The sequence below is a fragment of the Mesorhizobium sp. M4B.F.Ca.ET.089.01.1.1 genome, from assembly GCF_004022605.1.
Classification (GTDB): domain Bacteria; phylum Pseudomonadota; class Alphaproteobacteria; order Rhizobiales; family Rhizobiaceae; genus Mesorhizobium; species Mesorhizobium abyssinicae.
On sequence record NZ_RZOS01000980.1, the window covers coordinates 1 to 905 of the forward strand.

1 protein-coding gene is annotated in these 905 nt (G+C 57.9%); it reads left to right on the forward strand.

What is annotated here, in order from left to right; genetic code table 11:
* Nucleotides 1-63 precede the first annotated feature (63 nt).
* The coding region (locus tag EN780_RS35470; protein ID WP_281035412.1) for an amidase at nt 64-905 on the forward strand (842 nt) is incomplete at its 3' end.

Consider the following 905-nt stretch of genomic DNA (forward strand, 5'->3'; position numbering starts at 1 on the left):
GGATATCGGCCCCGAACCGACAGTCACTATTTTCGCCGCGCGCGACACGCAGGGCTCCGTACAATCGGGAGAACAACATGCCCGGAGTTGGGTACCTCAGGTATGAGTGAATCCATTCTCAATGGCGTTACCGCCAATCCATGGAATTTGGAACGATCTGCAGGGGGCTCGTCATCGGGCGCCGCCGCGGCGGTCGCGTCGGGCATTACACCTATTGCACATGCCAGCGATGGGGGCGGGTCAATTCGCATTCCTGCATCCTGGTGTGGTCTTGTCGGGCTCAATCCCTCCCGCGGACGTGTTTCAGGTGGGCCGAACAACCAAGACGCATCGTTTGGTCGCACTCGCGAATTTGTTCTCTGTCGAACGGTGCGCGACATGGCCGCCGCATTAGACGTCCTTTCGGGCCCTCATCCTGGAGATCCATTTATCATTGTCCAGCCTGGCCGCCCGTGTGTGGAAGAGCTATCTCGACCTACTGGTAGTCTCCGGGTCGGAGCCGCGCAGACCAAATGGGGCGGGACCGACGTTGAACCACAAATCCTTCAGGCAGTGGATACAATTGCCTCGCTTCTGGAGGATATGGGCCATCTGGTCACCGAGATCGACCCACCGTATGACCCCGGGGAGAGGACGAGGATATCGCTCGGCGCCTGCGCTCTCAATGCAAGGTCACTTGAAGAAGCAGCGCGCGGCATAGGTCGAAAGGTCGACGAGAACACCTTGGAACCTGTCAATCTCAAGCTTTATGAGTACGGCCGATGCTTTCCACCCGCCTCCATGGGAGACTTACTCGAGGACATCCGGAGATTCCGATATCGGGTCGGCGAAGCGATCGATGAATTCGATATTTTGCTGACGCCTACGATGCCAATTGTTGCCCCGCCTCATGGAGGCATTTACTG